The organism is Geminicoccus sp. (assembly GCF_035556675.1).
Taxonomy (GTDB): domain Bacteria; phylum Pseudomonadota; class Alphaproteobacteria; order Geminicoccales; family Geminicoccaceae; genus Geminicoccus.
On sequence record NZ_DATMFZ010000064.1, the window covers coordinates 1 to 23,839 of the forward strand.

Below are 23,839 nucleotides of genomic sequence, written 5' to 3' on the forward strand. Positions count from 1 at the left end.
GGCGCCGTCCGGCGCGTCGTTGTTGACCACGGTGACCCCCGCAGTAGGGGGGATGCCGTTGGCGGTGGCGAACAGCGTGGCCGCCGCACTCTCCGGCAGCGGAATCACCCGATCCGGGGTGGCGCTGGCCGGATCGGTGTCTATCGCGGCGAACGAGAAGCCGCACAGATTCTCCAGCACCGATGCGCGTGCGTAGGCGTTGGCATAGGTGACCGCCACTGCCTGGGCGACGTAGCTGGCCCAGTAGCCGGGTGCCACTGCGTTCTGCTCCGGCAGGATGCCGTAGCCATTGATGATCCGCTGCGCCTCCTCGGCCTGCTCGACCGGATCGGTGGCGCGCAGCAGGCCACGGGCGCGCAGGGCGGTACAACGGTTCTCGCCCAGCGCCCGCGGCGTGAGGTTGAGCGGTGCCGTCTGGTTGGCCGGGGCCAGGTTGGCACAGCCCTGGTAGAGGTCGACCAGGGTCAGGTAGTCGTAGAGTGGCCGGCTGTGCTGGCGCAGCAGGCCGCTCCCGCCCTGGCGGATGGCGAAGCGGCGATCCTGGACCGGGTTAACATTCGGCTCGGCCACCACGACCCCGTCGATCAGGCCCGGCCGGGCGAGCTCCGCTGCCCGCAGCGAAGCCGCACCGCCATTGGACACGCTGGAGGCGATCACCAGCGTGTTGTCCTGGTCGAGCAGCGGGGCATCGCCGGCAGCACGCGCTGCCGCCAGTTCCCGGTTCAGGGCGTAGAAGGCGAAGTCGAGCGAGCGCAGGACGTGCTGCCCCCAGCGCGCCTCCGGATTGGCCCGCGAGTGGGCGTGCTTCCAGGCGAAGCGGTCGGGATAGCGGGCATTGAACCGCTGGCGCTGGCGCTCGCTGATCGGGGCGGTGAAGGTCGACCGGCTTCCGGCGCTCTCGGCGCCCACCCGTTCGCCGCGCAGGAGGCCCACCTCGTCGCGCGCCAGGTCATGCGCACCGGTGCCGGTGCCCTTGTCGGTGTAGGCGACCGCACAGTTGCGCTTCAGCCCCCACTCGCCGGCGGTGCCGATGGCGCCATAGACCCCGCGCGAGCCGGACGAGGGGGCCATGACGATACAGGCCGCCTGCGGGTCGAAGCCCTGCGGGATCTGCACCATCAGCGTGACCGCGTCGCCATGGCGGTCGGCCGCGAGCGTCAGATACTCGACGCCATAGATCCTGCCGGCAGCATCCGCCGCCGTCGGCGCCACCAGCGGGCCGTACAGCCGGCCATACCCGCCGCCAGGGGTGGTATCGATCAGGGCGCGGTAATTGTTGAAGATGGCGGCGGTGCGCAGCGATTCCGGATCGGCCGGATCGACCGGCACCGGGGTGGGATCGGCCAGACGGGCGGCACCGAGCCCGCCGCTCAGCAGGTCATTGCCGCCGGGCTCCAGGTAGCGCGACACCACCACCTCGCCCCAGTCCTTCCCGGCCGGGCGGCGGCCCGTTTCGCTCGCGACCGCAGCACCGCTGGCCAGCCCGATCAGCGCCACAGCCAGCCATCCCTCCATGCTCCGCACGCCGCGTCTCCCTTCGCCACCCGGGACTGCTGGTCAGGGCAGCCGCCCCCCGCCATGATCCGATGATCCGGCAATGCATACGACGAACTGCCGGAGTTGCGAAGCTTGGAGCCGGAAAGGAGAGGTTCAGCCGGTCAGATGCTGCACCTGTCCGGATCTAGCACTGCGATAGGCGGCATCGACCAGGCGGAGCGTCTGCAGATTGTCCTGGCCCGAGGTCTGCGGCTCGGCACCTCTCGTCAGGCACTCGACCCAGTGCCGCTGGATCGCCTGCACGCTCTCCTGGATGTTGTGCCAGGGCCGCTCCGCCCAGGGCAGCAGGGTCGGCGACACGTCCAACTCGCGCGTGCCGCCGGGGCCATGCACGGTCAGCCGGTAGCCCTCGACCAGCCGCAGGCTGCCCCGATCGCCATCCACCTCGACCAGGGTCTGCGGGAACGGCTCGACCGGCAGCTTCGTCGCGTAGGAGCAGTCGACCACGCTGGTGGCGTCGCCGTGGCCCAGCAGCATGGTGGCGACGTCCTCGCCCCTGATCTTCGGGTTCACCCGCTGGATGCGGCAGGCGATGCTGCTGGCCTCGCCCATCACGAAGCGGGCGATGTCCAGGATGTGGATGCCCAGGTCCTCGATGATGAAGCGCTCGCCCTCGGCGAGGTAGGGCTGGCCGCTATAGACGTCGAAGCCGGAGCGAAAGGCGAAGCGGCCGAAGAACGGCCGGCCGATGGCACCCTCGTCGATCACCCGGCGCACTGCCTGGATCGGGGTCTGCCAGCGGAAGTTCTCGTGCACCATCAAGGGCACGCCGGCCTTGGCACAGGCCGCCACCATGGCCTCGGCATCACCGAGCTCGATTGCGAACGGCTTCTGGCAGATCACCGCCCGGCCATGGGCGGCGGCCAGCTCGACCAGCGGCCGGTGCGTGGGCGCGGTGGTCGCGATATCGACGAAGTCCAGCGCCTCGTTCACCAGCATCTCGGCAGCGTCGGTATAGCGCCGGCCGATGCCGAACCGCTCGCCGGTGGCATTCAGGCGGCCGGCGTCCCGGTCGCAGATCGCGACGATCTCGACCCCGTCCAGGTCCCGCCAGGCATGAAGCTGGTTCTGGGCGAAGAACCCGCAGCCGATCAGTCCACCCTTGAGCATCATCCCCCCTTGGCCACGCGGGCCAGCGCCGCACGCGCCTGCAGCCGCCGCTGCGCCTGGTCGACCACGACCGCGCAGATGATCACCAGACCCTTGATCACGGTCTGCCAGAACGAGCTGATGCCCATCATGACCAGGCCATCCGAGAGGATGCCGATCACGAAGGCGCCCACGATCGTGCCGCCGATCGTGCCGCGCCCGCCGGACATCGACGTCCCGCCCAGCACGGCCGCGGCGATCGCGTTCATCTCGAAGGTCTCGCCGGTGGCCGGGTGCGACGCCTGGAGCTGGCTGGCGATCACCAGGCCCACGATCGCGGCGCAGAACCCTGAGAACATGTAGACGAACATCTTCACCCGGTTCACCCGGATGCCGGACAGGCCGGCCGCCCGCTCATTGCCGCCCACCGCATAGATGTGCCGGCCGAGCGGTGTCTTGGCGGCGACATAGGCGGCACCGGCGGCCAGGATCAGCAGGATCCAGATCAGCACCGGCAGGCCCAGCACCGTGCCGGCGCCGATCCAGGTGAAACCGATGGTGCCGTAATAGTCGCTCCCCGTCAGGTTCGGGAAGGTGCGGCCATCGGAGGAGAGCAGGGCCAGGCCGCGGGTCACGTAGAGCGTGCCGAGGGTGGCGATGAACGGCGTCACGCCGAGCCTGGTGATCAGCAGGCCGTTGATCGCCCCGATCAGGACGCCCAGGCCCAGCGTGATCAGCACGATCTCGTAGACGTTGAACCAGACCGTCCAGCCGGTGCCGGTATCGAGCCCGTTCAGGATCAGCCCGCCGGCCACCATCCCGGCCAGGCCCACGATCGAGCCCACCGACAGGTCGATGCCGCCGGTGATGATCACATAGGTCATGCCGATAGCGAGGATCGCGTTGATCGCGACATGCTTGCTCATCAGCACGAGGTTGGCCGCACCCAGGAAGTTGGGCACGGCCGCGGTGAAGAAGATCAGCACCGCGAACAGCGCGATGAAGGTCCGCAGCTTCAGGATCTGCAGCAGCACCGTGCTGCCCGATGGCCCGGACTTATGGGGCAGGGCGGTCTGGGAAGCGGCCATCAGTGCCTCGCGTGGGAAGGAGAGACGCCGTGCCCCTCGGCCGACGCGGCGATCACCGCCTCCTCGGTGGCGTCCTTGCGATCGAAGATCCGGATCAGCCGGCCGTTGCTCATCACCGCGATCCGGTCGGACAGCGCCATCACCTCCTCCAGGTCGGAGGTGGCGAACAGGATGCCCAGCCCGTCCGCGGCGAGCCTGCGCATGGTCCGGAACACGTCGGCCTTGGCGCCGACATCGATGCCGCGCGACGGCTCGTCCATCAGCAGGACCTTGGGCCCGGTCATCAACGCCTTGCCGATCACCACCTTCTGCTGGTTGCCGCCCGAGAGCGAGGACACCTCATAGGCCGGGTCGGCGACCTTGATCGACAGGTCCTCGATGTAGCGCCGCACAGCACTCCCCTCGGCCTTGCCGCGAATGTGGAAGGCGGAGGTGAACTTGTTCAGGCTCGCCAGGGTCAAGTTGGCCGCGACCGACAGGATCGGCACCAGGCCCTCGCGCTGCCGGTCCTCGGGAATCAGCGCGAGCCCATGGCGGATCCGGGTCGCGACGTCGTGCCGGCGGATCGGCTGGCCGTCGATGAAGATCGTGCCGGTCGAGTTCGGGTGGCGGCCCATCACGCAGTCGAAGAATTCGGTGCGCCCGGCACCCATCAGCCCGTAGATGCCGACGATCTCGCCGGCACCGAGCGTGAGCGAGACATGGTCGACGGCAAAGCCGCCCGAGACCCGTGGCAGGCAGATGTCCTCGGCGCGGAACAGCTCGCGGCCGGTACGGTGCTCCAGGGGCTTGGCGAAGTCCTTGGCATCGGAGCCGATCATCTGGCGCACGATCCAGGGCACGTCGACCTGCTCCATGGTCTGGTGGCCGGTGATCCGGCCGTCACGCAGGACGGTGATGTAGTCGCCGATCCGGATCAGTTCCTCCAGCCGATGCGAGATGTAGACGATCGCCACGCCCTGGGACTTCAGGTCCGCGATCACCCGGAACAGGATCTCCACCTCGGCGGCACTCAGCGCCGAGGTCGGCTCGTCCATGATCAGGACCCGGGCGTCCTGGGCCAGCGCCTTGGCGATCTCCACGATCTGCTGCGCGCCCACCCGCAGGTCCTCGACGGGAGTCCTGGGGTCGATGTCGTGCTCCAGGCGGCGCAGCAGGTCGGCGGCACGGCGCTCCTGCTGGGCATGGTCGATATGGCCGGCCCGGGTGATCTCGCGGGCGGCGAAGATGTTCTCCGCGACCGACAGGTTGCCGAACAGGTTCAGCTCCTGGAACACGATGCCGATGCCATGCGCGGCGGCGACCTCGGTGCTGGTGAGCCGGACCTCCTGGCCCTTGACCAGCACCCGGCCCTCGGTCGGCTGCTCCACCCCGGCGATGATCTTCATCAGCGTCGACTTGCCGGCACCGTTCTCGCCGACCAGCACGTTGACGGCACCCTCGTACACCTTGAAGTCGGCGTTCTTCAGCGCCAGCGTGCCGGGATAGGCCTTGCTGACGCCCTGGACCTCGAGGGCGACCGCGTTCATTCGATGCTGGCCTCGACCGGGGTGATCAGCGGCGGCTGGCCCGGCTTGTCGTAGGTGAACACGCCGAGCAGCGTCATGCGCCGGCCGACCAGGCCCTCGCGTGGCAGGCCGGCCAGTACCCGGTCATTGGCCTGGGTGTTGAGCGCCTTGCCGAAGTTCGCGAACGCGATCTGGTTGCTGAAGTCCTCGAAGCGCACGAAGTCGAGCACGTCACGGATGGCGGTGCCGCGGATCACCGGCCCGAGCTGCGCGGTGAGGTCGACCTGGCCGTCGCCATCCGTGTCGAGCCCGGCCGTGGCGGCGCGCGACTTGGTGTTGGCCTCGACGATCGTGCCGCTGGCCCGGACCACGATGTTCCAGGGAGTCCCTTCCTCCTTGGGCCGGTAGCCGTGCTGCCGTCCGACCTCGTCCGGGGATGTGGCCAGCATCGGGCGCAACTCGGCGAACTCGCCGGCCTTGCCCTGCAGGTAGGGCAGGACCTTGCCATCCCAGCCTTCCGCGGCCCGGGCAGCCGGATCTGCGCTGCCAGGTGAGGCTGCGCCGGCAGGCTGGCTACCTTGGGCGGCAGCGGGCGGGCTTTCCCCGGTACGCTCGATCCTGCAGCCGGAGAGGATCGTGCCTGCCAGCATCAGCGCCGGGATCATGGCCAGCAGAATGCGCATCGGGTGCAAACTCGTCGCCTGGTCGTGGCAGAAAATGCTGCGGAGGCGGCTCCCCCCGGTACCGCCTCCGCAGCAGGACGGCGGCCTTACTCCTTCAGGGCGAAGGTCTCGAGCTTGGCCGCGTTGTCGGCATTGATCAGGATGCAGTCCATGAGCTGCTTCTCGTCGGCACCGGTCGAGCCGGTCTTGAGGTACTGGTCGGCCTGCTCCACCGCGAGCTCCGCCTGGCGGTAGGCCGGTTGCAGCACGGTCGCCTTGATGCCGCCCTTTGTGATCGAATCGCGGACATCATTGCTTCCGTCGAAGCCCACCACGATGACATCGGTACGGCCGGCCGCTTCCAATGCCGCCCAGGCGCCCATCGCCATGGTATCGTTGCCGGAGATCACGCCCTTGATGTCGGGATGTGCCTGCAGCATCGATTCCATCTTCTCGAAGGCTTCGGTCTGGCTCCAGTTGGCCGACTGCTGCGCCACCATCTCCAGGTCAGGATACTGGTCGATCACGTCATGGTAGCCCTGGGAGCGGATGCCGGCATTGGTGTCCGACTCCTTGCCGACCAGCTCTACATACTTGCCGGCCTCGCCCATGTGCTTGACGAACTCCTCGGCGCCGAGCTGGGCGCCCTGGTAGTTGTTCGACACGATCTGCGAGACGGCCACACCGGTGGCATTGATCTCCCGGTCGATCAGGAAGGATGGCACGCCCGCGTCCTTGGCCTTCTGCACCGCAGCCACGGTCGCGTCCGCCCCGGCATTGTCCAGGATGATCGCCTTGGCGCCACGGGCCACGGCGGTGTCCATCAGCTGCGACTGCTTGTTGGCGTCGTCGTCATGGACCAGCACCAGGGTCTCGTAGCCGAGCTCCTGGGCCTTGGCCGCAGCACCGTCGGCCTCCGCCTTGAAGAACGGGTTGTCGTGCGATGGCGTGATGATCGCGATCAGGTCTGCGGCCAGCACCGCGCCGGCCTGGCCCACCACCAGCGCACCGGCCATGGCGGCGGACAGGAGCAGCTTCTTGAACGTCATGCGCAACCTCCCTGCCGGTCGATATGGACCGGCTGTTCTCGATGAAAACTCAGGTGATCCGGCGGATGCTCGCCATGATCTCGTCGGGCTCGAACACCCGCTTCCAGTCGTCCTTCATGAGCACCGGCTTGCCGAACTCGATCGCCTTGTTGCAGGCGTCCGAGAACACGCCGTCTACTTCTTTGAAGATCACCGAGCCCAGCACGTTCATGTGGCCGAGCAGGAAGTCGCGCGCCGCCTCGGCGGGCACGCCGCGGGCGATCGCCTCCTCCATCGCCTCGCGCATCACGTCCAGCAGCGTGGCGCAGACCGTCTCGGACAGGCCCGGCTCCAGGATCGCCATCTGCTCGACGGTCACCCGGTGCGAGCGCATCACCGGCTTCCAGATGGTCTTCGCCACCGCCTCGCCGACCGCGTAATGCTCCTCGGGGCCCTGCATCAGGGCGTTGACGATGTGCTGCTTGGCGGCGACCCCGCCGAAATGGTCCTTCTTCGCCGCCGGATCGGTCTCGTCGTTGAAGATCGGCGGGTGGCAGGGATGGGTCACGAAATAGGTGATGTCGTCGCGCTTGGGCAGGTGGCCGGCATGGGGTGCCGCGGCATCCAGGATCACCACGATCGTGCCGGGCCTGAGCTTGTCGACGATGCCGCTCGCGACCTTGCCGATCAGCGTGTCGGGCACCGCCAGGATCACGACCTCGGCGCCGTCCAGCGCCTCGTCCGGAGCTACCGGCACCACGCCCAGCTCGTCCTTGAGCCGCGCCTTGCCGGCCTCGCTCACCTCGACATGGCGGACTTCGTAGGCCGAACCAACGAGGTTCTTGCCGAGGCGCATGCCCATCTTTCCGCCAGCACCGAACAGCGCGATCACCGTCATCCCGACCAACCTCCCAGCCTGCCGTCATCCGAGCGGACGGAAGCTATGGTGTAATGAGTTGACCAGTCAACTGGTATGATCTGTTGCTGAGCTGTTCGCGCCAGTGCTTGCGACCGCGGCGGCCGAGCTACATCCGCCGCAAAATCGCCCGGAACTCCATCGGCCGCGGTCTTTGCAGGGCGAACCACAGGCGGCATCGTCAAGAATGGAGCGGGCCCGACCCCGCGGGCAGTCTGCGGGACACGGCCTGCTTGGTCTCCCACTCCCCGTCATGACCTTCGGGGATGATCCCATGGCAAATGATCCGGACGTCGTCAGCGTCCGCTATGTCGAGGTCGACGTAACCTACTTCGAGAAACGCAAGCTGCGCCGCTATGCCGGCGTCTGGTCGCTCTGGGCGCTAGGCGTAGGTGCCGTGATCTCCGGCCATTATTCCGGCTGGAATCTCGGCCTGTCGATCGGCGGCTGGGGCGGCATGTTGATCGCCACCTTGCTGATCATGGTGATGTATCTGGGCCTGACCTACTCGATCGCCGAGATGAGCCCGGCCCTGCCGCATACGGGCGGCGCCTATTCCTTCGCCCGCACGGCACTCGGGCCCTGGGGCGGATTCCTCACCGGGCTGGCGGAGAACGTCGAATACGTGCTCACACCGGCCGTGATCGTGTTCTTCATCAGTTCCTACATGACCGGCATCTTCGAGACGCCCACCGCTATGCAGCCGCTATGGTGGATTGCCTTCTATGTCCTGTTCCTGGGGCTCAACATCGTGGGCGTGGAACTGTCGTTCCGGGTCACGCTGATCGTCACCCTGGCCGCCCTGGCCGTGCTGGTGGTGTTCTGGATCAGCGCCCTGCCGCATATCGATTTCAGCCGCTGGGCGCTCAATATCGGCGCGGACGGCAGCGAGCTGCCAGAAGGCGGCGGGCCGTTCCTGCCGTACGGCATCACCGGCGCGTTGGCCGCCATGCCGTTTGCGGTCTGGCTGTTCCTGGCGATCGAGCAGTTGCCGCTGGCCGCCGAGGAGAGCCATGATCCCAAGCGCGACATGCCCAAGGGCATCCTGGCCGGCATCTTCACCCTGATCGTGTCGGCCTTCATGATCCTGTGGCTGAACCCGTCGGTGGCCGGCGTGGGCTCGTTCCACCTGGGCACGTCCGGCGAGCCGCTCCTGGACGGGTTCCGCGCCATCTTCGGCAGCGATATCGCCAAGATCCTGGCGCTCGTCGCGGTGATCGGCCTGATCGCGAGCTTCCACACGATCATCTTCGCCGAGGGGCGGCAGATCTACTCGCTGTCGCGGGCCGGCTACTTCCCGCGCGCCCTCTCGGTCACCCATGGCACCCGCAAGACCCCGCACGTCGCGATGATCACCGGCTCGATCGTGGCGCTGATCGTCATGATGTGCGTCTGGTACGGGGTCGGCCAGGAGCGCGGCGGTGCGATCATCGGCGGTACGCTGCTCAACATGGCGGTGTTCGGCGCCATGTTCTCCTACGTCATGCAGGCCCTGGCCTTCATCTATCTGCGGCGCAGACTGCCGGACATCGAGCGGCCGTTCCGCAGCCCGCTGGGCGTGCCGGGTGCCTGGCTTACCGTGATCATCGCCCTGGTGACCGTGTTCTTCCAGCTTTCCGACCCGGTCTACCGGGTGGGCGTGCTGGGCGTGGCGGCCTGGTTCGTGATCGGCATCCTCTACTTCCACTTCTATGCCCGCAACCGGATGGTCCTCTCGCCGGAGGAGAAGTTCGCGATGAGCCACCGCACGCGTGCGTGAACCGGCCGGTCCGGCCTCTTGCATCGATGGCCGGTCCGCCGGACAAGGGCGCCTCAAACCAGGAGGCTGGCGGTGATGGCGGACCCGATCGAACAGGCGGCAGGGCAGGTGGCGCAGGCGCGCCGGGCAAGGCAGGTACTCACCAGCCTGCCCGGCATCGCCCCGGACGATGTCGACGCCGGCTACCGCGTCATGCGCGCGGCCAACACGATGCTGGCGGCGGAGTTGGGGCCGGTGGTGGGCTTCAAGATCGGGGCGACCAGCGCGCACATGCGCGACTATCTGGGCGTGTCCGAGCCGGTGTTCGGCGAGATCTTCGCCCGCAGCGTGCAGTTCCTGAACGGGCAGGTGCCGTTCTCCGCCTACCGGCGCCTCGGCATCGAGACCGAGATCGCGGTGGTGCTCAAGGACGAGCTGCGCTTGGACCGGCCCCACGACCGGGATTCGGTCGCAAGTGCAATCGAGACGGTGCATGCCGCGGTCGAGCTGGTCGAGGACCGCTACGACGACTTCCGCACGATCGGCCCGGCCACGCTCGCCGCCGACAACTTCTTCGGCGTCGGCCTGGCGCTGGGCCGCTCCCGGCCACTCGCCTCCATCGATGCGCTGGCCCGGCTGAGCGCGGTCACCTTGCTGGAAGGCGAGGAGATCGGGCGCGGCACCAGCGATGCGCTACTGGGCCACCCGCTCGACGCGCTGGCCTGGTTCGCCAATTGCCGGGCGAGGCTGGGCCTGTCGGTGCCGGCGGGCAGCGTGGTGACGCTGGGCTCGATCACACCGGTGGTGTGGCTCGAGCGGCCGCACACCGCCAGCATCGAGATCGAGACGCTGGGCAAGGTGAACGTTCATGTCGAGGCTGGCTGACGGGGTAGTTCAACGGCTGGTCGATCTTGCCACAGTATTCGGGCGATGCGCCGTCTGAGTGCTTCCGGTTGTCATGATCCGCCGTTACCTCGATAGTCGCGCACGGTTCCGAAATGGGGAGGCTATTGCCCTTATGACCATCAAGTTCAGACGCCGTGGAGTCGTGGCCGGTGCCGGACTCGCGACCGCAGGCATCGCGGCCGCAGCATCGCTCCTGCCCAAACCGGCGATTGCCCAGGACGCCCCGCAGATCAAGTGGCGGCTGACCTCGAGCTTCCCCAAGTCGCTCGACACGATCTACGGCGCCGCGGAACTGTTCGCCGAGGCGGTCGCGGCCGCGACCGACGGCAAGTTCCAGATCCAGGTGTTCGCGGCCGGCGAGATCGTGCCCGGCCTGCAGGCGGCCGACGCGGTGACCAACGACACCGTCGAGATGTGCCACTCCTGCTCCTACTATTACTTCGGCAAGGACCCGACCTTCGCCTTCGGCACTGCCGTGCCGTTCGGCCTGAACGGCCGCCAGCAGAATGCCTGGATGTACGATGCCGGTGGCATCGACCTGATGAACGAGTTCTACGCGAACTACAATTTCATCGGCCTGCCCGGCGGCAATACCGGTTGCCAGATGGGTGGCTGGTTCAGCAAGGAAGTGAAGACGGTCGACGACCTGAAGGGCCTGAAGATGCGCATCGCCGGCATTGCCGGCCAAGTCATGTCGAAGCTGGGCGTGGTGCCGCAGCAGATCGCCGGCGGCGACATCTATCCGGCCCTGGAGAAGGGCACGATCGATGCCGCCGAGTGGGTCGGCCCCTATGACGACGAGAAGCTCGGCTTCTACAAGGTCGCCAAATATTATTATTATCCCGGCTGGTGGGAAGGCGGCGCCATGCTGCACTTCTTCATCAACCAGACGAAGTGGAACGAGCTGCCGCCCGCCTACCAGGAAGTGGTGCGCACTGCCGCTGCCTATGCCAACGTCGTGACCCAGGCCCGCTACGACGCGCGCAACCCACGGGCGCTGAAGGCGCTGGTCGCGAATGGCGCGCAGCTGCGCCCCTTCAGCCAGGAGGTCATGCAGGCCTGCTACCAGGCCTCGCAGGAGGTCTATGCCGAGATCGGCGAAACGAACCCGGCGTTCAAGAAGGTCCACGACCACATGATGGCCTTCAAGAGCGACGAGTATCTCTGGTTCCAGGTGGCCGAGTACTCGTTCGACACCTTCTCGATCCGGGCACGCTCGCAGAAGAGCTGAGCCGACGGCCGATTGCAGGACGGGCCCAGGTGGAGCCGCCATCCGGGCCCGTTCGCGTTGGTGGCTTCGTCCTCAGGCCTTCAAGGCTGCGCCGGCTGCAGCTCCGCGGGCGGGGCCAAGTCGGCCGGCGGGGCCAGGTCCGCTGGTGGTGCTAGGTCGTCGGGCGGAGCCAGATCCAGGGGCGGCCCATCCAGCCCTTCGGGCGTGCCGAAGTCGAACTCGCCGGGCGGTGCGATGTCGATTTCCGGGATGTCCAGCTGCTGGATCGACTCCGGATCCACCCCGGTACCCGCACCCCGATAGTGCATCACCATGCCCGGGAACAGGACCACCAGCGCCACCATCACCAGCTGGATGCCGACGAACGGCACCGAGCCCCAGTAGATCTGGCCGGTGGTGACCGGCTCCATCCGCCGCCCGGTGATCTTGTCGATATAGGCATTCCTCGGTGCCACCGAGCGCAGGAAGAACAGGGCGAAGCCGAACGGCGGGTGCATGAAGCTGGTCTGCATGTTCACGGCCAGGATCACGCCGAACCAGATCAGGTCGATGCCCAGCCGGTCTGCCGCCGGTCCCAGCAGGGGCACGATGATGAAGGCCAGCTCGAAGAAGTCGAGGAAGAAGGCCAGCAAGAACACCAGGATGTTCACGACGATCAGGAAGCCGACCTCGCCGCCCGGCAGCGAGACCAGCAGTTCCTCGACCCATTTGTGACCGTCCACGCCATAGAAGGTCAGCGAGAACACCCGGGCACCGACCAGGATGAACAGGACGAAGGCCGACAGCTTGGCGGTGGAATCGAGGGCCTGGCGGAGCAGGCCGAAGCTCAGGCGGCGCTTGAACAGGGCCAGGATCAGGGCACCCGACGCCCCCATCGCACCGCCCTCGGTGGGCGTGGCGATGCCCAGGAAGATCGTGCCGAGCACCAGGAACACCAGGGCCAGCGGCGGGATCAGCACGAACACGACCTGGCTGGCCAGGCGCGAGAGCAGACTGAGCCCCAGGCCCTGATTGAGGAGTGCCGCGAGATAGGCGAACAGCACGCCTGCGGCGATGCCGACGATCTCGGCCCCCTGCTCGACATGCGGCGCTACCAGGACGTCGGCCAGATAGCCCACGAGCGCGGCGACCACGACCAGCACCAGCAGCGAGCGGGTGCCGCGGCTGCCATCCGCCTCCCTGATGGTCATCGCCTCGTCGGGAAGGGCCGGCGCAGCATTGGGCGAGACCAGCGAGACCACGAGCACGTAGCCGGCATAGAGCATCGACAGCACTAGGCCCGGGATCAAGGCGCCGGCGTACATGTCGCCCACCGACCGGCCGAGCTGGTCGGCCATCACGATCAGGACGAGCGAGGGCGGGATGATCTGGGCGAGCGTGCCCGACGCCGCGATCACGCCGGTGGCGACCCGGCGGTCATAGCCATAGCGCAGCATGATCGGCAGCGAGATCAGGCCCATGGAGATCACGGACGCGGCGACCACGCCGGTGGTAGCGGCGAGCAGGGCGCCCACGAAGATCACGGCATAGGCGAGGCCGCCGCGGATCTTGCCGAACAGCTGGCCGATCGTGTCGAGCAGGTCCTCGGCCATGCCGGAGCGTTCGAGGATCAGCCCCATGAAGGTGAAGAACGGGATCGCCAGCAGCGTATCGTTGTAGATGATCCCGTAGACCCGCTCCGGCATCGCCTGGAGGAAGTTGGTCGGGAACAGGCCGAGCTCGATGCCGACCATCGCGAACAGGAGCCCGTTGGCCGCGAGCGCGAACGCGACCGGGTAGCCCAGCAGCAGGAACACCACCAGGGAGCCGAACATGATCGGCGCCATGTTGTGGATCAGGAAATCCATGGTTCAGCCCGTTCCCGTCGCTGGCGCTCAGATGATTTCTTGGCCGAGGGAGCCCTCGGGCACCTCGTCGTGACGCTCATGCGGATCGGGAATGCGTCCCCGCATCACGGCCACGCGCTTGATGATTTCCGAGATGCCCTGGAGGAACAGGAGGAAGAACCCAACCGGGACCAGCAGCTTGGCCGGCCATTGCGGCAGGCCGCCGGCGTTGAACGACTGCTCGTTGCCCAAATAGGAGCGCCAGAAGAACGGCCAACCGTCGACCATCATCAGGATGGTGAACGGCAGGAGGAACAGGCCGTGCCCGACCAGCTCGATCCAGTTGCGCAGTGCCTTGGGGAAACGGCTGTTCACGATGTCGATGCGGATATGCTCGTTGGCCAGCAGCGTGTAGCCGGAGGCCAGCATGAACACGCAGCCGAACAGCTGCCACTGCATCTCCAGCCACATGTTCGAGCTGACGTCGAAGGCCTTGCGGATGATCGCGTTGACCGTGGAGATCACGACCGCGACCAGGATCAGCCACATCACGGTCCGGCCGATCGCCGTGCTCAATCGGTCGATCGCACGGCTGATCGCGAGCAGGGTATCCAAGCCGATGCCTCCCCCGAACGTCTGGCCCGGCCGTTCCTCCCGAATTGTATCGAGACGATGACGACAGCGCGGCGCGACATTGGCGGGGCAGGCTGCCGGCATCAAGCCCGCAGGACGAACTCGGACGACATGGATCCGCCACCCGTGGCCCGGGGCTTCCCGACGGCAGGCCGGGCCATGGCTGCGCAGGGTGGTTCAGTCGAAGCGCCAGGGGGTGAGGAGCGGGCGCCCGGCATAATGGGCGTCCAGATTGTCGACCACCAGCTGGGCCATGGCGTCGCGCGTCTCTTCCGTGGCCGAGCCGATATGCGGCGTCAGCACGACGTTGGGCAGGTCGAGCAGTGGGGCCGGCACGTTGGGCTCGTCCGCGAACACGTCGAGTCCGGCCCCGGCGATCTTGCCCGCCACCAGGGCCTCGACCAGCGCCGGCTCGTCGATCACCGAGCCGCGGCTGATGTTGACCAGGAAGCTGGACGGCCGCAGCGCCGACAATACCTCCCTCGACACCAGGCCGCGCGTGGCAGGGCCGCCCGGGCAGGCCACCACCAGCAGGTCGACCTCGCGGGCCATGGCCACCAGGTCCGGGCGGCGCGGCCAGGACACGTCCGGCTGGTCATGCCGGCCATGCCAGACGACGTTGAGCCCATGGGCCTCGGCGCGCTTGGCGATCGCCTTGCCGATCCGGCCGAGCCCGATGATGCCCGCGGTCTTGCCGGCCAGCCGGGTGGCCAGCGGCAGCGGGCCGTTCTGCCACGAACCCGCCCGCACGAACCGGTCGGCGGCCACGATCCGGCGCATGGTCGCGATCGTGAGCCCTATCGCCAGGTCCGCCACGTCTTCGGTCAGCACGTCCGGCGTGTTGCTGACCGGAATGCCGCGCTGCTTGCAGTAGGCGAGGTCGATCCCGTCCACGCCCACGCCGAAGCAGGAGATCATCTCGAGCCTGGGCAGGCGGTCCATCAGCTCCGCCGAGCAGCCGAGTTCTCCTGAGGTGACGATCGCGGTGATCCGCGGTGCCACCTGGGCCAGGAGCGCCTCGCGGTCTTCGGCCAGATCCAGCCGATGCGCGGTGTAGCGCTCCTCGATCTGGGCGGTCTGGCGCGGCAAGAGCCCGCGCAGCATCAGGATCTCGGGCTTCAACGGATGTTCCTTGTCTGGCTGTCGCGCCGAGAACCTAGCGGCAGTGCGCCCCCGGCAGAAGCCCTGCGCGCGGCAGGTTGCCGCTGGCCTGCCGCTGCGGACGATGGCAGGGGTGAGGAGCCCTTCGGTGTCATGGCATAGGACGGGAATGAGCGAGCGGGACGAGACGGCCGAGGTGCTGGCCTTCCTGGAAGGGGGCGGGCTGGGCGAGCCGGTCCAGCGGGTCGACACCCATGGCGCCCACGTGTTTCTCGGCCGGGAGCTGGCCTGGAAGATGAAGCGGCCGGTGCGGTTCAGCTTCATGGACTTCTCGACCCTGGAACGCCGTGAGGTGGTGATCCGGCGGGAACTGGAGCTGAACCGGCGCACCGCGCCCGGGATCTACCGGCGCGTGCTGCCGGTAGTGCGCCGGAACGACGGCAGCCTGGCGCTGGACGGGGCAGGGCAGGCAGTCGAGTGGCTGCTGGAGATGGTGCGCTTTCCCCCGGATGCGCAACTCGACCGGATGGCCGAGGCGGACCGGCTGACGCCGGAGACCGTGGAGCGCCTGGCGCGCCGGGTCGCGGCCTTCCATGCAGAGGCGGCGGTGGTGCGCGATGGTGGCGGCCATGCAGCGCTGGCCGAGGTCGTGGCCGGCAACAGTGCGGACCTGCGGGGTCTGGCCGAAGGCACCGTCGATCCGGTGCAGATCGACCGGCTGGACCGGCTGAGCCGGGAGGCACTCGAGCAGCACCGCCACCTGCTCGACCGGCGCCGCGACGAGGGCCGGGTCCGCCACTGCCATGGCGACCTCCATCTGGGCAACGTGGTGCTGCTGGCGGGCGAGCCCACGCCGTTCGACTGCCTGGAGTTCGACCCGACGCTCGCGACGATCGACGTGATCTACGACCTGGCCTTCCTGGTCATGGACCTGCTGCACCGCGGCCTCCGCCCCCATGCGCAGCGGGCGCTGCAGGGCTGGCTGGAGATCAGCGAGGACGACGAAGCCACGGCCCTCCTGCCGCTCTGCCTGGCGACCCGGGCGGCGGTGCGCGCCAAGATATCGGGCCTGCAGGGCGAGCCGGACGAGGCGCGGCGCTATCTCGATCTCGCGGTCGCGATGTTCCACACGAAAGCGCCCGCACTCGTGGCGCTGGGTGGGGTCAGCGGCACGGGCAAGACCACGGTCGCCCGCGGGCTGGCGCCGGATCTGGGCCGCCCGCCCGGGGCGGTGATCCTGCGTTCGGACGTGATCCGCAAGCGCCTGTTCGGGGCAGCACCGGAGGAGAAGCTCGGTGCCGATGCCTACCAGCCGGAGGTCAGCCGGCGCGTGTTCCAGCGCATGGCGGAGCGGGCGGCGCGGCTGCTCGGCAGCGGGCAGGCGGTGATTGCGGACGGCGTGTTCGGCGACGCTTGGCAGCGAGAGCTGATCGAGGCCGCGGCGGATGGGGAAGATGCGGTGTTCGGCGGCCTGTGGCTGGAGGCGCCCGAGGCGGTGCTGGCCGAGCGGATCACGCGGCGCCGCAACGACGCATCGGATGCCACCGTGGCCGTGCTGCAGGACCAGTTGCGCGCCATTGACCGGGCCCGGATCGACTGGCCGACGGTCGATGCCAGCGGTAATGCGGAGGCGACGCTGGCCGCCGCCCGCAAGGCGCTCAGAAACGGCGGATGAAGTTGTCGGCGTAGGACTTCGGCCGCACGACCCGCTGGTGCGGCTCGTCGACCTGGACGCTCAGGCCGTGGCGCTCGGCATAGGCGAGCGCCGCCTCCTTGGTCGGGAACTTCAACGTGATCTGCTGCTCGGTGTCGTCCGAGCCGATCCAGCCGATCAGCCGGTCCGGCTCCTTGCGCGAGCGGGGCTCCATCTCCAGCAGCCAGTAGCGGGTCTTGGCGCGGCCGGATTGGACGGCGGTCTTGGCGGGCTGATAGATGCGGGCGTCGGGCATGGCGATCTTTGCGAAATGGCCGTGGCTGCGATTAATCCGCGGCCACCGGGGAAGGCAAGGCCGAAGCGGTCGGTCGGGCGGCCATGAGTGCCGGCCGGCGCAGGGCCAGCGCCTGCAGCCCGACCAGGGCGGTCACCCCCAGGATCCGGCCCTGTGCCAGGCCGGCCATCGCCGCCTCGAAGCCCATGACATGGGTGAGGATGTCCTCGCCTTCATGGGCCAGGCCGAACACCGCGCCCTGCTTGGGCAGCGTCGTCAGGCCCAGGAAGACACGGACCCGCTCGGTGGTGCAGCCGGGCGAGGACAGGAACTGTGCCACCTCTTCCAGATGGTCGAGGACCAGCCCGGCCTCCTCCAGCGATTCGCGCCGCGCGGTCTCCTCCGCACCGTCCTCGCCGTCGATCATCCCGGCGATCGCTTCCAGCACCCAGGGACCCTCGGGCGCATCGATGGCGCCGGCGCGGAACTGCTCGACCAGGAGCACCCGGTCGGTCGCGGGATCATAGGGCAGCACCGCCACCGCATCGCGCTGCCGCCAGAGCTCGCGCGCACACTCGACCTCGCCGCCGGAAAAGCGCTCGTGGCGGATGCGGAGGTCCTCGGCACTGAAGAAGCCGCGCCACACCTCCTGCCGCTCCAGCACCTGGAAGCGGCGTGGCTGCCGTGGCGTCATTCGGCCTCCGCCGCGCGGCTGCCGCGCGGCACGGCGATCCGCATGAAGGCGGGCACGGCATCACCGAAGCCCAGGACCGGCATCTCGCGCGATTCGCCGCGAGCCCGCTCATTGGGTACCGGGTCGCGGTTGGGTGCCGCCTTGGTCGCGCGAACGGCCGCCACCGGTTCAGGCTGCGGCACGTCCTTCACCACCGCCGGCCTGCTGGCCTCGACTCCGTTGGCCCCGGGTTGGCTGGCGTCGGTCGGGCGCGGCTCGGCCTTGCGGCGCCGCGTAGGCTTGGCCTGCTCGTCGCCGTCCACTGCCTCCTTGACGCGCTTGGCGGGACCGGCGGACTTGGCGCGGCTACGCTTGGGCTCTTCCGGCTCCAGCGGCGCATCGAATCCGCCGATGCCCTCCACGTCGAGGGCCGGGATCTCGCGGCCGACCAGGCCCGTGATCGCCGCCAGGTACTTCAGTTCCTCGGAGGTGACGAAGGTGAAGGCGCGGCCCTTGCGGCCGGCCCGGCCGGTGCGGCCGATCCGGTGCACATAGTCGTCCGGGTGGGTCGGCACGTCGAAATTGATGACGACCGGCATGTCGGAGATGTCGAGGCCGCGCGCCGCCACGTCGGTCGCGACCAGATAGTCGACATCGCCGCGCTTGAACGCGTCCAGGGTCGCCTGACGCTGTGCCTGGTCGAGATCGCCATGGATGTCGCTGGCATTCAGCTTGCGGCGCTTGAGGGTGCGGTTCAGCTCCGCGACCGACTTCTTGCGGTTGGAGAAGATGATCGCCTTGTCGATATCCTGGGAGCGGATCAGCTTCACCAGGCCGTCGACCTTGTCGCGCGGCGAGGTCATCACCACTACGTCGTCGATGTTCTGCGAGGTGGTGGCCGGGCGGGCCACCTCGATCACGGCCGGCTCGTGCATGAAGCGGTCGGCCAGGCTGCGCACCTCCTTGGGCATGGTCGCCGAGAACAGGAGGGTCTGCTGGCGGGCCGGCAGCAGCGAGATGATCCGCTCGACGTCCGGGATGAAACCCATGTCGAGCATTCGGTCGGCCTCGTCGATCACCATGATGTTGATGCCGCCCAGCAGGATCCGGCCGCGCTCGAACCAGTCGAGCATGCGGCCAGGGGTGGCGATCAGGACGTCGACGCCCTTTTCCAGCTGCTTTTCCTGATCGCCCATGCCCACGCCGCCGATCAGCAGGACGTGGGAGAGCTTCAGGTACTTGCCATAGGTCTCGAAGTTCTTGGCCGTCTGGGCCGCCAGCTCGCGGGTGGGCGAGAGAATCAGCGAGCGGGGCATGCGCGCGCGCGCCCGGCCGGATGCCAGCTTCTCGATCATCGGCAAGGTGAAGGACGCGGTCTTACCGGTACCGGTCTGGGCGATCCCCAGGACATCGCGTCCGGACAGCACCACCGGAATGGCGGCGGCCTGGATCGGAGTAGGGGTCGTGTAGCCGGATTCTTCGATCGAGCGGAGGATCTCTTCCCGGAGCCCCAATGCTGCGAAGGCGGGACTCGAAGGGGCGGTTTCGGTCAAGGTGGCAGGGCCGATCAGACGGTTGAATCTGCCCGGCTACTTAAGTGGTCGGCTGAAAAAGTCAACGATGGCACCCGATCCGGCGGCCTCAATCCCGCTGGAATCCGGCTCCGGATCGCTGCAGGAATGAGCAGGCGCCTGTGCGGGAGTTGACCGATGACGAAGATCATCCTTGTACCTGGGCTGTTGTGCAGCCCGCGACTTTGGCAGTTCCAAGTCGATGCCCTCGATGGGGACCACGAGGTGCGCGTGTTCGACCATCGACGCGACGACGACTATGCGGCCATGGCCGAGCGGCTGCTGGACGAGGTGCCGGGCAGCTTCGCCCTGATCGGCCTGTCGATGGGCGGCTACCTCGCCCAGGAGGTGGTCGGGCGCGCACCCGACCGCGTGGAGCGGCTGGCGCTCACCTGCACACGGGCCGAACCGGATACGGAGGAGGTCCGCAGCTGGCGCATGCAGAAGGTGGCCGAGGCGGCGGACGGACGGTTCGAGGCAGTTGCGGCGGAGCTGGGTCAGGGCTGGTTCGCGGAGCGCAACCGTACCCCGGCGAACCGGGCGCTGCTGGCGGACATGGCGCGCCATACCGGCTACGAGGCGTTCTGCCGCCAGCAGAAGGCGATTGCCGGCCGGCGGGACATGCGCCCGCTGCTCGGGCAGATAAGCTGCCCGACCCTGGTGCTGTGCGGATCGGAGGACTCGCTGACCCTGCCGGAAGGCCACATCGCCATGGCCCGCGCGATCCCCGACGCGGACCTCGTCATCCTGGGCGGCTGCGGCCATCTCGCACCGCTGGAGCGGCCGGCCGCGGTGACCGATGCGTTTCGGGCGTGGCTGCGGCGCTAGACGTCCAGTTCGGCGACGTTCGCTGCGTTCTCCTGGATGAAGGCCAGGCGCAGCTCGGGCTTGCGGCCCATCAGCTGCTCGACCAGCTGCCCGGTCGTCCGCCCGGCCACGTCCTCCAGGCCTACCCGGATCATCCGCCGTTTGGCCGGGTCCATGGTGGTCTCCTTGAGCTGGCTGGGGTTCATCTCCCCCAGGCCCTTGAAGCGGCCGATCTCGACGTTCTTCTTGTTCTTGAACACCGTCGCCAGGATTCGCTCCTTGTCCTTGTCGTCGCGGGCATAGGCGATCGTGCTGCCGTGCGAGAGCCGGTAGAGCGGCGGCTGGGCCAGATAGAGATGGCCAGTCTCGATGAGCTTGCTCATCTCCCGATAGAAGAAGGTCATGAGCAGGGCCGCGATGTGCGCGCCATCGACATCAGCATCGGTCATGATGACCACCTTGTCGTAGCGCAGGTCATCGGAGCGGAACTGCTTGCCCGAGCCGCAGCCAAGGGCCGTGACCAGGTCGACCAGCTCCTTGTTCTGGGCGAGCTTGTCGGCGGTGGCCGAGGCGACGTTCAGGATCTTGCCGCGCAGCGGCAGGATCGCCTGGGTATCGCGGTTGCGCGCCTGCTTGGCCGAGCCGCCGGCACTGTCGCCCTCTACCAGGAAGATCTCGGTGCCGTCCCGGCCTTCCCGGGAGCAGTCGGCGAGCTTGCCCGGCAGGCGCAGCCGGCGGGTCTCGCTCTTGCGCTGGACGTCCTTCTGCTTCTTGCGGGCCAGGCGCTCGTCGGCACGCTCGCAGACATGGTCGAGCAGCCGGCTGGCGGCGGCCGGATGGGAGGCCAGCCAGGTCTCGAACCGGTCCTTGAGGCGGTTCTCGATCGGGCGGGTGATCTGGGCGGAAACCAGCCGCTCCTTGGTCTGGCCCTGGAACTGCGGCTGCGGGATGAAGGCGGACAGCATCATGACCGCACTGCCCTGCACGTCCTCCGCGATCAGGCTGGCCGCGCGCTTGCCGGCCCCGATCCGATCGGCATGGGCCTTGATGCCCTTGAGCAGCGCCCCGCGCAGGCCCTGCTCATGCGTGCCGCCCAAAGGTGTCGGGATCGTGTTGCAGTAGAAGCCCTCGTAGCCTTCCTCGTCCAGGGGCCATGCCACCGCCCACTCGATCCGGCCGCTGGCTTCCGGCAGGTCCGCCTCGCCGGAGAACGCGTCGTCGACCACCCGCTCGCGGCCTTCCAGCTGCGCCTCCAGGAAGTCGGCCAGGCCGTTGGGGAAGTGGAAGGTCTCGCTCGCCGGCACCTTGCCGCGCTCGGCCAGCTCCGCCGGGCAGGACCAGCGGATCTCCACGCCCTTGAACAGGTAGGCCTTGCTGCGCGCCATCCGGTGCAGGATCGCCGCCGAGAACGTGGCGTCCTCGCCGAAGATCTCGGCATCCGGGGCGAAGCTGAGGGTGGTGCCGCGCCGGTTGGGCGCGTTGCCGCCATTCTCCACCCCGCCTTGCGGCACGCCCCGGGAATAGACCTGCCGGTAGAGCTTGCGGTCGCGGGCGACCTCGACGACCAGCTCGGACGACAGCGCGTTGACCACGGAGACGCCGACGCCGTGCAGCCCACCCGAGGTCTGGTACGCCTTGCTCGAGAACTTTCCGCCCGAATGGAGCGTGGTCAGGATCACTTCCAGCGCCGACTTGTCGGGGAACTTCGGATGCGGGTCGATCGGGATGCCGCGGCCATTGTCGCGGACCGTGACCCGCGTGGCGCTCTCCAGGGTCAGCTCGATCCGGTCGGCATGGCCGGCCACCGCCTCGTCCATGGCATTGTCCAGGACCTCGGCGACCAGGTGATGCAGCGCCCGCTCGTCGGTGCCGCCGATATACATGCCGGGCCGGCGGCGCACCGGCTCCAGGCCTTCCAGTACCTCGATGTCGTGCGCGGTGTAGTCGCCGCGCGGATCGCTGCTCTTCGTCTCGAACAGATCGCTCATGCTCGTTTCCGACCGGCCGGAACGGGCCGATCCATCAGGGGTAGAACGGGCCGCGGTGCGGATCCCGTGCGCAAGAAGCGTACCAGCCAGGGCGACGTCAAGCGGGGCTGATCAGTTCGACCAGTAGAGCCGCAGCTCGGCCGGGTGCGGCACGGCGGCGACCTCGTCGGCCTGGGCACGCTTGAGCGTCAGATAGGTGTCGACCATCCGCGTGGAAAACGCCTCGTCCGCGGTGAACAGGGTTCGGGACCGCTCCAGTTCGTCCAGCGCCTCGTCTAGGCTGCGCGGCAGATGGCGGAGTGGGGCCTCCTCGGTAGGCAGATCGTAGAGGTTGCGGTCGAGCGGATCATCCGGCTCGAGCTTGCGCTCCACGCCGTCCCGGCCAGCACACAGCACCGCCGCGATCGTAAGATAGGGATCGGCCAGCGGGTCGGGAAAGCGCAGCTCCAGCCGCTTCTGGTCGGGCCGCGCGGCCAGCGGGATGCGTACTGCCGCAGTCCGGTTGTTGGCGGCATAGGCCAGTACCGTCGGCACCTCCTCGCCCGGACGCAGCCGACGGTACGAGTTGGTCGACGGGTTGGTGAAGGCCGCGAGCGGACGGGCATGGTTCAGGACGCCCGCCATGAAGGACAGGCAGAGCGGGCTCAGGTCGGCATATTCCGTGCCATGGAACAGTGGCCGCGCCCCGCTGAACGCCGCCACCGAGAGTACGAGGTCGACGCCGTGCTCGTCGCGGGCAGGCTTCGGCACGAAGGTCGCAGTCTTGCCGTAGCTGGCGGCCACGCTGCGCACGACATAGCGGGCAATCTGCAGCCGGTCGGCCGCCACCAGCGCATCGGCAGGCGGCAGGACCAGCACGTGCTGGCAGGCACCACGGCCATGGCCGTGTGTCACGCCCGGGATACCGCAACCGGCCAGGATGGTCGCCACCTCGCTGCGCAGGTCGGAGAAATGGTCGGACGGCGGTGCCGCGAAGGCAGCGCGCCGGGGCAGGGGCCGATGACCGGAATTGCCGCCGGCGAGCGCGGCACCGGCGGCACAGGGCGCCTCCATGCCGCTCAGCCGGTAGCCGACCCGGTAGGATTCGTCGTCGAACTGCGCGTCGTCGAACAGGGAGAAGCCGAGTTCCATGCCGATCTGGAACCGGTCGGCGCCGAGCCGGCGGCCGACTTGGTCGGCCGTGCGGACGAGGGTACTGCGCGGGCAGGCATCGTAGGCGTGGCCGGTGCCGGCCTCCGTGGCACCGCAGAACACGACCAGGGTCGGCTGGGCAGCGAACGGGTCGATGAACCAGGAAGAGGGATCGGGCTGCAGCACCGGGTCCGGCTCGGTGGGTGCGTGCCAGCCCGGGATGCCCGAGCCGTCGATCACCAGGCCGTCGCTGAACAGGGCGGGGTCCAGTGCACTGGTCTCGATCGAGACCTGACGGACCTGGCCCAGAAGGTCGGTGAAGCGCAGGTTGCAGATGCGGACGCGGTGCTCTGCGATCGCCTGCATCAAAGGCTCGATATCGGACAACGGTACTGCCTCCCGGCACTCCATGGTGCCGCCGCACGCTCGCTGCCGTCCGAGTAGCCATTCTCAGGACA

The 23,839-nt window shown here is 68.2% G+C and carries 20 protein-coding genes; 5 read left to right on the top strand and 15 right to left on the bottom strand.

The annotated features are described in order from the left end of the window. The 7 genes from VNS22_RS04820 to VNS22_RS04850 form a co-directional block, all read right to left on the bottom strand. Positions 1–1,515 (bottom strand): 3-hydroxybutyrate oligomer hydrolase family protein (locus VNS22_RS04820; RefSeq protein ID WP_325730202.1); only part of this gene is annotated, 1,515 nt, incomplete at its 3' end. A gap of 135 nt (positions 1,516–1,650) precedes the next feature. Beyond that, complete coding sequence (locus VNS22_RS04825; RefSeq protein ID WP_325730155.1) at positions 1,651–2,670, bottom strand: Gfo/Idh/MocA family oxidoreductase; 1,020 nt, start codon at positions 2,668–2,670, stop codon at positions 1,651–1,653. Further along, complete coding sequence (locus tag VNS22_RS04830) at positions 2,667–3,737, bottom strand: ABC transporter permease (RefSeq protein ID WP_414653315.1); 1,071 nt, start codon at positions 3,735–3,737, stop codon at positions 2,667–2,669. Before VNS22_RS04830 ends, VNS22_RS04825 begins: the two co-directional genes overlap by 4 nt. Further along, on the bottom strand, positions 3,734–5,263 hold the full coding sequence (locus VNS22_RS04835) for a sugar ABC transporter ATP-binding protein (protein WP_325730158.1): 1,530 nt from the start codon (positions 5,261–5,263) through the stop codon (positions 3,734–3,736). Before VNS22_RS04835 ends, VNS22_RS04830 begins: the two co-directional genes overlap by 4 nt. Next, positions 5,260–5,925: a DUF2291 domain-containing protein gene (locus VNS22_RS04840; RefSeq protein WP_325730160.1), complete on the bottom strand. Its 666-nt coding sequence runs from the start codon at positions 5,923–5,925 to the stop codon at positions 5,260–5,262. The genes VNS22_RS04835 and VNS22_RS04840 overlap by 4 nt, the downstream gene beginning before the upstream one ends. An 86-nt stretch (positions 5,926–6,011) precedes the next feature. Further along, a complete protein-coding gene (locus VNS22_RS04845) occupies positions 6,012–6,953 on the bottom strand; it encodes a D-ribose ABC transporter substrate-binding protein (protein WP_325730162.1) in 942 nt (313 codons plus the stop codon). A 49-nt stretch (positions 6,954–7,002) separates the two neighbouring features. After that, positions 7,003–7,830 carry a phosphogluconate dehydrogenase C-terminal domain-containing protein gene (locus tag VNS22_RS04850; RefSeq protein ID WP_325730164.1) on the bottom strand — a complete coding sequence of 276 codons (828 nt, stop codon included), beginning with the start codon at positions 7,828–7,830 and terminating at the stop codon, positions 7,003–7,005. A 292-nt stretch (positions 7,831–8,122) separates the two neighbouring features. Here VNS22_RS04850 and VNS22_RS04855 point away from each other — a divergent pair, with 292 nt between their 5' ends. The 3 genes from VNS22_RS04855 to VNS22_RS04865 all read left to right on the top strand — a co-directional run bounded on the left by VNS22_RS04855 (position 8,123) and on the right by VNS22_RS04865 (position 11,723). Then, positions 8,123–9,607, top strand: a complete 1,485-nt coding sequence (locus VNS22_RS04855; RefSeq protein ID WP_325730166.1) for an amino acid permease — start codon at positions 8,123–8,125, stop codon at positions 9,605–9,607. 75 nt (positions 9,608–9,682) lie between these two features. Then, entirely contained in the window at positions 9,683–10,471 is a 789-nt protein-coding gene (locus VNS22_RS04860) for a 2-keto-4-pentenoate hydratase (protein WP_325730168.1), read from the top strand. 133 nt (positions 10,472–10,604) lie between these two features. Then, positions 10,605–11,723 carry a TRAP transporter substrate-binding protein gene (locus VNS22_RS04865; protein ID WP_325730170.1) on the top strand — a complete coding sequence of 373 codons (1,119 nt, stop codon included), beginning with the start codon at positions 10,605–10,607 and terminating at the stop codon, positions 11,721–11,723. A gap of 80 nt (positions 11,724–11,803) precedes the next feature. On the opposite strand, the gene VNS22_RS04870 is transcribed toward VNS22_RS04865, so the two are convergent. The 3 genes from VNS22_RS04870 to VNS22_RS04880 form a co-directional block, all read right to left on the bottom strand. Beyond that, positions 11,804–13,570 (bottom strand): TRAP transporter large permease subunit, encoded by a 1,767-nt coding sequence (locus VNS22_RS04870; RefSeq protein WP_325730172.1) that lies wholly within the window; start codon positions 13,568–13,570, stop codon positions 11,804–11,806. A gap of 27 nt (positions 13,571–13,597) precedes the next feature. Next, the gene (locus VNS22_RS04875; RefSeq protein WP_325730173.1) at positions 13,598–14,164 is read right to left on the bottom strand and encodes a TRAP transporter small permease subunit; all 567 of its coding nucleotides are present in this window, start codon (positions 14,162–14,164) and stop codon (positions 13,598–13,600) included. 195 nt (positions 14,165–14,359) lie between these two features. Further along, positions 14,360–15,286, bottom strand: a complete 927-nt coding sequence (locus tag VNS22_RS04880) for a 2-hydroxyacid dehydrogenase (protein WP_349261708.1) — start codon at positions 15,284–15,286, stop codon at positions 14,360–14,362. Positions 15,287–15,452: 166 nt separating this feature from the next. Between VNS22_RS04880 and VNS22_RS04885 the strand changes: the two genes are divergently transcribed. Next, positions 15,453–16,958: an AAA family ATPase gene (locus VNS22_RS04885; RefSeq protein ID WP_325730177.1), complete on the top strand. Its 1,506-nt coding sequence runs from the start codon at positions 15,453–15,455 to the stop codon at positions 16,956–16,958. Here VNS22_RS04885 and VNS22_RS04890 read toward each other — a convergent pair. The 3 genes from VNS22_RS04890 to VNS22_RS04900 are packed head-to-tail and all read right to left on the bottom strand — an operon-like array spanning position 16,942 to position 19,437. Next, positions 16,942–17,232, bottom strand: a complete 291-nt coding sequence (locus VNS22_RS04890; RefSeq protein ID WP_325730179.1) for an ETC complex I subunit — start codon at positions 17,230–17,232, stop codon at positions 16,942–16,944. The two genes, VNS22_RS04885 and VNS22_RS04890, sit on opposite strands and share 17 nt — an antisense overlap. 31 nt (positions 17,233–17,263) lie before the next feature. Next, entirely contained in the window at positions 17,264–17,905 is a 642-nt protein-coding gene (locus tag VNS22_RS04895) for an NUDIX domain-containing protein (RefSeq protein ID WP_325730181.1), read from the bottom strand. Beyond that, positions 17,902–19,437: a DEAD/DEAH box helicase gene (locus VNS22_RS04900; protein ID WP_325730183.1), complete on the bottom strand. Its 1,536-nt coding sequence runs from the start codon at positions 19,435–19,437 to the stop codon at positions 17,902–17,904. Before VNS22_RS04900 ends, VNS22_RS04895 begins: the two co-directional genes overlap by 4 nt. 156 nt (positions 19,438–19,593) lie before the next feature. Here VNS22_RS04900 and VNS22_RS04905 point away from each other — a divergent pair, with 156 nt between their 5' ends. Further along, entirely contained in the window at positions 19,594–20,283 is a 690-nt protein-coding gene (locus VNS22_RS04905) for an alpha/beta fold hydrolase (protein WP_325730185.1), read from the top strand. On the opposite strand, the gene parE is transcribed toward VNS22_RS04905, so the two are convergent. Then, positions 20,280–22,250, bottom strand: coding sequence for a DNA topoisomerase IV subunit B (gene parE / locus VNS22_RS04910; protein WP_325730187.1), 1,971 nt, complete (start codon positions 22,248–22,250; stop codon positions 20,280–20,282). The genes VNS22_RS04905 and parE overlap by 4 nt on opposite strands. Before the next feature lie 111 nt (positions 22,251–22,361). Next, a complete protein-coding gene (locus tag VNS22_RS04915) occupies positions 22,362–23,768 on the bottom strand; it encodes a glutamine synthetase beta-grasp domain-containing protein (protein WP_325730189.1) in 1,407 nt (468 codons plus the stop codon). Between the last annotated feature and the right edge of the window lie 71 nt (positions 23,769–23,839).

What these genes read in the sequence shown, in the direction of transcription:
- VNS22_RS04840 (WP_325730160.1), bottom strand. Translation starts at nt 5,925, where the DNA reads ATGCGCATTCTGCTGGCCATGATCCCGGCGCTGATGCTGGCAGGCACG.
- VNS22_RS04860 (WP_325730168.1), top strand. Translation starts at nt 9,683, where the DNA reads ATGGCGGACCCGATCGAACAGGCGGCAGGGCAGGTGGCGCAGGCGCGC.
- VNS22_RS04855 (WP_325730166.1), top strand. Translation starts at nt 8,123, where the DNA reads ATGGCAAATGATCCGGACGTCGTCAGCGTCCGCTATGTCGAGGTCGAC.
- VNS22_RS04850 (WP_325730164.1), bottom strand. Translation starts at nt 7,830, where the DNA reads ATGACGGTGATCGCGCTGTTCGGTGCTGGCGGAAAGATGGGCATGCGC.
- VNS22_RS04845 (WP_325730162.1), bottom strand. Translation starts at nt 6,953, where the DNA reads ATGACGTTCAAGAAGCTGCTCCTGTCCGCCGCCATGGCCGGTGCGCTG.
- VNS22_RS04905 (WP_325730185.1), top strand. Translation starts at nt 19,594, where the DNA reads ATGACGAAGATCATCCTTGTACCTGGGCTGTTGTGCAGCCCGCGACTT.
- VNS22_RS04870 (WP_325730172.1), bottom strand. Translation starts at nt 13,570, where the DNA reads ATGGATTTCCTGATCCACAACATGGCGCCGATCATGTTCGGCTCCCTG.
- VNS22_RS04825 (WP_325730155.1), bottom strand. Translation starts at nt 2,670, where the DNA reads ATGATGCTCAAGGGTGGACTGATCGGCTGCGGGTTCTTCGCCCAGAAC.
- VNS22_RS04835 (WP_325730158.1), bottom strand. Translation starts at nt 5,263, where the DNA reads ATGAACGCGGTCGCCCTCGAGGTCCAGGGCGTCAGCAAGGCCTATCCC.
- VNS22_RS04880 (WP_349261708.1), bottom strand. Translation starts at nt 15,286, where the DNA reads ATGCTGCGCGGGCTCTTGCCGCGCCAGACCGCCCAGATCGAGGAGCGC.
- VNS22_RS04895 (WP_325730181.1), bottom strand. Translation starts at nt 17,905, where the DNA reads ATGACGCCACGGCAGCCACGCCGCTTCCAGGTGCTGGAGCGGCAGGAG.
- VNS22_RS04865 (WP_325730170.1), top strand. Translation starts at nt 10,605, where the DNA reads ATGACCATCAAGTTCAGACGCCGTGGAGTCGTGGCCGGTGCCGGACTC.
- parE (WP_325730187.1), bottom strand. Translation starts at nt 22,250, where the DNA reads ATGAGCGATCTGTTCGAGACGAAGAGCAGCGATCCGCGCGGCGACTAC.
- VNS22_RS04885 (WP_325730177.1), top strand. Translation starts at nt 15,453, where the DNA reads ATGAGCGAGCGGGACGAGACGGCCGAGGTGCTGGCCTTCCTGGAAGGG.
- VNS22_RS04890 (WP_325730179.1), bottom strand. Translation starts at nt 17,232, where the DNA reads ATGCCCGACGCCCGCATCTATCAGCCCGCCAAGACCGCCGTCCAATCC.